7 protein-coding genes and 1 pseudogene are annotated in these 4,950 nt (G+C 72.4%); 1 reads left to right on the forward strand and 7 read right to left on the reverse strand.

What is annotated here, in order from left to right:
- From D1825_RS01225 to D1825_RS01235, 3 genes are all read right to left on the reverse strand, one after another.
- Nucleotides 1-385: SRPBCC family protein (locus D1825_RS01225; RefSeq protein ID WP_138067235.1), on the reverse strand; the 385-nt coding region annotated here is incomplete at its 3' end.
- Complete coding sequence (locus tag D1825_RS01230; RefSeq protein WP_118765696.1) at nucleotides 382-1,122, reverse strand: GAF and ANTAR domain-containing protein; 741 nt, start codon at nucleotides 1,120-1,122, stop codon at nucleotides 382-384. The genes D1825_RS01230 and D1825_RS01225, both read right to left, overlap by 4 nt.
- Before the next feature lie 91 nt (nucleotides 1,123-1,213).
- Complete coding sequence (locus D1825_RS01235) at nucleotides 1,214-1,729, reverse strand: ANTAR domain-containing protein (protein ID WP_118765697.1); 516 nt, start codon at nucleotides 1,727-1,729, stop codon at nucleotides 1,214-1,216.
- A gap of 176 nt (nucleotides 1,730-1,905) precedes the next feature.
- Between D1825_RS01235 and D1825_RS01240 the strand changes: the two genes are divergently transcribed.
- Complete coding sequence (locus D1825_RS01240; protein WP_138067236.1) at nucleotides 1,906-2,511, forward strand: PAS domain-containing protein; 606 nt, start codon at nucleotides 1,906-1,908, stop codon at nucleotides 2,509-2,511.
- 5 nt (nucleotides 2,512-2,516) lie between these two features.
- Here the strand turns inward: D1825_RS01240 and D1825_RS01245 are convergent, their stop codons facing one another.
- The 4 genes and pseudogenes from D1825_RS01245 to D1825_RS18075 form a co-directional block, all read right to left on the reverse strand.
- Entirely contained in the window at nucleotides 2,517-3,566 is a 1,050-nt protein-coding gene (locus D1825_RS01245; protein WP_118765699.1) for a YihY/virulence factor BrkB family protein, read from the reverse strand.
- A 70-nt stretch (nucleotides 3,567-3,636) separates the two neighbouring features.
- The gene (locus D1825_RS01250; protein ID WP_118765700.1) at nucleotides 3,637-4,290 is read right to left on the reverse strand and encodes a DUF3618 domain-containing protein; all 654 of its coding nucleotides are present in this window, start codon (nucleotides 4,288-4,290) and stop codon (nucleotides 3,637-3,639) included.
- Nucleotides 4,290-4,700 carry a phage holin family protein gene (locus D1825_RS01255; protein ID WP_118765701.1) on the reverse strand — a complete coding sequence of 137 codons (411 nt, stop codon included), beginning with the start codon at nucleotides 4,698-4,700 and terminating at the stop codon, nucleotides 4,290-4,292. Before D1825_RS01255 ends, D1825_RS01250 begins: the two co-directional genes overlap by 1 nt.
- Nucleotides 4,697-4,950, reverse strand: a pseudogene (locus D1825_RS18075) (hypothetical protein); the annotation flags it as partial. The gene D1825_RS01255 and the pseudogene D1825_RS18075, both read right to left, overlap by 4 nt.

Below are 4,950 nucleotides of genomic sequence, written 5' to 3' on the forward strand. Positions count from 1 at the left end.
TGCGGACGTGCAAGGCCGTGGACCGCACCGGCCGGGGGACCCAGCTGCCTGGTCCGCGCACAGCATCCTCGGTGATGCGGACGAGGCAGCCGGGACCATCGGGCGCGACCTCGATCCGGACGCGTGCCTCGCCGGCCGGCCACCCCCGCGCCTGGAGCTCGATGCCGTGGTCGGGGAACCAGGCGAGCGAGACGGAGACGTCGTCGATGACCAGCGGCCACGCCCCGAACGAGTGCGCGATCAGCGACCCGGGCTGTGGCCAGTCGTCGGACACCGCACGCACGCGGCTCGCTCCGACCACCCATGTCGGGTAGAGCCACCCGTCGGCGAGGACGCGCAGCACGTCGTCGGCGCCGCACTCCATCCGTCTCTCGACGACGCTCACGACGATCGCTCGACGAAGTCTCGGGTGGGCGTGGGTGCCTCGCCGGTGACGTTCTCGATGATCGATGCCGCGACGTCCCGCAGCTTCACGTTCCGGTGCTGCGACGCACTGCGCAGCATCGCGAACGCCTCGTCGGACGTGCACCGGTTCTGGCCCATGATCACGCCGACGGCTTGGTCGATGACCGACCGCGACACGAGCGCGGCGCGCAAGTCTTGCGAGGTCTCGGACTCGCGGGCCACGCGCAAGGAGAGCTGCACGGCGCGGGCGACCTCCGCGGCGTACATCATCCCGCGCTCCGACGACGCCTCCATCGACGCCTCGGGGTCGTCGCTGTAGAGGTTGACGGCGACGGAGACCCCGGGCTCGACGGCCGCGGGGAACGCGGCCGCGGACCGGAACCCGGCCTCGCGCGCAGCCTGCGTCCACGCCGGCCACCGTGTCTCGGTGGCGAGGTCGGCAGCGAGGACGAGCTCGAGCGACTCGGCCGCCTCGACGCACGGACCGTCGTCGGCCGCGTACTCGACCTCGTCGCAGTGCCGCGCCCGGTCACCGCTGCTCGCCACCACGCCCAGGCGGCCGCGGCGACGCAGCGTGACGGTCGTCTCGGCTGGCGGCGCGAGCCGCGCGGCCGCGGCGTCTGCGACGGCCTGGATCAGGTCGTCGATGTTCGACGCGGCGAGCAGGAGCGACTGCAGCTCGGTGATGGCGTCGGCTCGTTCGAGGGTTGCGTCCATGGGGACCGTGCCTTCCTGGGTCAGCGCTGAGGCGGCTGGATCGCGCTGCAGTTTTTCACTCTAGGCCGCGCCCGGGATAAAGGCGCGGCGGTCAGGAAGGGCCACGGCGGGCGGGACGGGGGATCGTGACGAGCCCGCGTGACGACCGTTCACGGACGATGAGCTCGGCGAGGAGCCGGACCTTGACGTTCGCCTCGTTCGAGCGCCGGCGCAGGGCGGTGAAGGCCTCGACCTCGCTCGCGCGGTGCTCGGCCATGATGATGCCCTTGGCCCGCTCGATGCTCGCGCGGTGGGTGTCGGAGGCGAGGATCGCCTCCTCCACGAACGATCGCGTCGCCGAGGCGTGCTCCGCGCTGACGTCGAGGAACCTGCCGTCGACCCGCGTGCCGACGCCGTCGCGGCGTGCGCTGCCGACCCACAGCACGTGCTTGACGCCGACGTCGGTGACGACGCGGTGCGCCGACGCGAACGGACCGGGCGCGGCGGACGTGACCGCCAGGGTCACCGTCTGCCGGTCGTCCGGATGGACCGTGCGCAGGTAGGCGGCGAGAGAGTCGTCGACGGTGGACAACGGCAGCACCGGCTCGGGTGCGTGATGGAGGGTCATGACACAGCTCTGCTTCGTGTCCGAAGGACTCGGCCGCTTCCTGACCTGGGAGAACGGTATCCCGATCCGCGCGAAGGGGGCGTCGCGCGCAGGTAGGGTTGTCCCGAGTCAGGACGCGGCTCCGCCACCCGGTATCCATCTCGGAGGTCGACGTGCCGGCGACGCCTGCTCAGCCCATGGATGGTCCGCGCCCCGGCGCGCGGACCGGCCCGCGCGTGGGAGCCTTCGCGGCACCCGGTGACGGCTCCGGCGGTACGCCGTGGCAGTGGTCCGACGGGATGTTCGAGATCCACGGGTTCGCCCCGGCGCAGGTCCGTCCCACGCTGGACCTCTGGCTCGCGCACGTCCACGACGACGATCGTCCGGTCGTCCGCTACGCCCTGACGACCGAGGGCGCGACGGGGCGGCTGACCTACCGCCTCCGTGACGCGAGACGCCGCGACCGCAGCTGCATCCTCGTCCTCACGGACGCCCCTCCGCGCGCGAACGGGTACCTCGTCGACATGACGGAGGAGTGGCGAGGAGCCGCCGCAGAGGTCGCGAACGCGGCGATCGGCGAGGCGGCCGCACGGACCGCCACGCTCGAGCAGGCGGTGGGGATCGTCGTCGCAGCGAGGGAGGTGGACCCCGACGAGGCGACCGGCCTCCTGGCAACCTGCGTCGACGCGACCGGGCGAGACGCCGTGGCCGTCGCGACGGCCGTCGTCGAGGCAGTGGCGGCGGGCGAACCGGCACGCAGCGCGCTGGCTCGCCTCGGCGTGCCTGCCCCGCGGCGCGCCTAGAGCCCTCACTCGTCAGACGCCTGCTCGCGCAGCGACCGGCCGCGTCGCACGTCATCGTCCAGCTTGGCCTGCTTCTTCTCGCTCGCCTTGGTGTCGCGCGGGGGCAGCTGGATGGTCTCCTCGGCCGCGATGCCGCCCTGCAGCTCACGCCCTCGTTCCACCTCGGCGTCGAGCTCGGCGCCGAACAGCAGGGCCAGGTTGGTGAGCCAGAGCCACAGCAGCAGCACGATCACGCCGGCGAGCGAGCCGTAGGTCTTGTCGTAGCTGGAGAAGGTCGCGACGTAGAAGGCGAAGGCCGCCGACGCGAGCACCCAGACGACGATCGCGACGACCGCACCCAGGCTGATCCAGCGGAACTTCGGCTGCTTCACGTTGGGCGTGGAGTGGTAGAGGATCGCGACGGCCGCGATGACCAGGACGAGGATGACCGGCCACTTCGCGATATTCCACACGGTGACGAAGGCGTCGCTGAGACCGATGGTCTGACCGACGGAGCTCGCGACGCCGCCCGAGAGCACGACCATCGCGACGATGACCACGGCGATCACGACGAGCACGAGCGTGACGAGCAGGAGCACGGGCCGCAGCTTCCAGATGGGCCGCCCCTCGTCGACCTCGTAGACCCGGTTCAGGCCGCGGCTGAACGCCGCGACGTATCCCGACGCGGACCACAAGGCCAGGACGACGCCGATGACGAGCGCGATCCCGGCCGACGGCGCCTGCGTGAGGCGGTCGAGCACCGGCGCGACGCTGTCGGCGGCGGACTTCCCGCCGACGTCCTCGACGATCTTCGTGACGTTGTCGACCATCTTCTGCGGGTCGCCGACGAGGCCGAAGATCGAGACGATCGCCAGCAGCGCGGGCGCGATCGCGAGCACGGCGTAGTAGGTCAGGGCGGCGGCGAGGTCGGTGCACTGGTCCTTGCTGAACTCGCGCAGCGTCTTGCGCACGACGTACAGCCAGGACCGCTTCTCGAGGTCTCCGGGGGAGTCGGGCTTGCGGGGGTCCTCCGGGTCGGGCGCATCGGCCTTGGCGGTGCTGGTGTCCTGCGTCATCGGCGTGTCCTTCGGAGAGCGGGGAGCGAACAGGGCGGGACGCGACGAGCGCGTCCCGCCCCGGGTTCGGCTACGGCAGGTCGCGTGCGACGTGCGCGCCGCCGCCGTCGTCGGGCGTCGCCTCGGACGCGAAGCCCGACGTGAACCCCGAGGGCGTCTCCGTGTCCGGGGACGAGCCCGTGGCCTCGGACTTGACGTCCTGCACGGCCGAGCGGCCCTGGTCCTTGACGTGGGCGGCGGCGTCCGTCGCGGTGTCCTTGACGGCGGCCGCGGCTTCCTGGGCGGGGGCCTTGAGGTTGGCCGCGACGTCCTGCGCGGCGCCCTTGACGTCCTCGACGAGCGGTGCGGCCTGCTCCTTCGCACCGGTGGCGAGGTCCTGCTCGCGCCGGGTCGAGGGCAGCAGCGACGCGACGAGCAGGCCTGCGCCGAAGGCCACCAGGCCAGCGGCGAGCGGGTTGCCGGCGGCGCGGTCACGAGCGGCACCCGGGAGGGCGGTCGTCTTGTCGCCGAGCGAGGACGCCGACGAGCCAACGGCGTCGGAGCCGTCGTGCACGGAGCCGAGCACGCGGTCCTTGACGCTGGACGCCGCGGACTTGAGCCGGTCGGCCTGGCGCTGGGCGGCCTGGGTGGGGCTGACCTTGTCGGACAGGGCGTCCACGTCGGAGCTGAGCTCGGTGCGGGTGCGCTCGATGTCGGCGCGGATCTGGTCGGGATCGGTGCTCATCAGTTCTTCTCCTCGTGCCCCTGCAGGGCGTTCGGGATCTTCTTGACGGACTCCGCGGTGCGCGGCAGTCCCTTGACGCGGCGGGCCTCGGCCTTGCCGCGGACGAACAGCACGGCCCCGATCACGGCCCAGACGACCGTGCAGACCAGGGCTGCCCAGGAGCGGCCCATCGCGTTCCCGAGCGCCCACCACAGAGCGATCGAGGCGAACAGCAGGACCATGTGTCCGGCCAGAGCGGCGCCGGCGAACATCGAGCCGCCCTTGGCGGCCTGCTGAGCCGATTGCTTGGCCTCGGCCTTGGCCAGCTCGACCTCCTGCCGCAGCAAGGTCGAGAGGTCACGCGTCACCTCGCCGAGCAGGTCGCCCACCGAGGCCCGGGGCGGCGCGTCGGTGTGGGCGCCGTCGCTCACAGCCCACCGCCGGAGACGTCTGCGCTGGTGGGTGTGCTCTCGTACGACGACACCGCGGGGGTGGGGTAGTCGCGGTCGGCGGGTGTGGGCCGGGGGTCGACCGTGCCGGACGACGAGGAGGAGTCGGACGGGGCGTCCTTGAGGGCCCGGGTCAGGCGGCCGACGATCAGGCCCGCGCCGGCGGCGACGAGCAGGAACGTGCCCGGGCGACGGCGCGCGAAGGACCGGACCTCGGCCAGTGCCTCGTCGG

Source organism: Cellulomonas rhizosphaerae (assembly GCF_003470205.1).
Classification (GTDB): domain Bacteria; phylum Actinomycetota; class Actinomycetes; order Actinomycetales; family Cellulomonadaceae; genus Cellulomonas; species Cellulomonas rhizosphaerae.

Bases quoted from the DNA above. Each gene is read 5' to 3' on its own strand.
- D1825_RS01230 (WP_118765696.1), bottom strand. From the start codon at position 1,122: ATGGACGCAACCCTCGAACGAGCCGACGCCATCACCGAGCTGCAGTCG.
- D1825_RS01235 (WP_118765697.1), bottom strand. From the start codon at position 1,729: ATGACCCTCCATCACGCACCCGAGCCGGTGCTGCCGTTGTCCACCGTC.
- D1825_RS01240 (WP_138067236.1), top strand. From the start codon at position 1,906: ATGGATGGTCCGCGCCCCGGCGCGCGGACCGGCCCGCGCGTGGGAGCC.
- D1825_RS01245 (WP_118765699.1), bottom strand. From the start codon at position 3,566: ATGACGCAGGACACCAGCACCGCCAAGGCCGATGCGCCCGACCCGGAG.
- D1825_RS01250 (WP_118765700.1), bottom strand. From the start codon at position 4,290: ATGAGCACCGATCCCGACCAGATCCGCGCCGACATCGAGCGCACCCGC.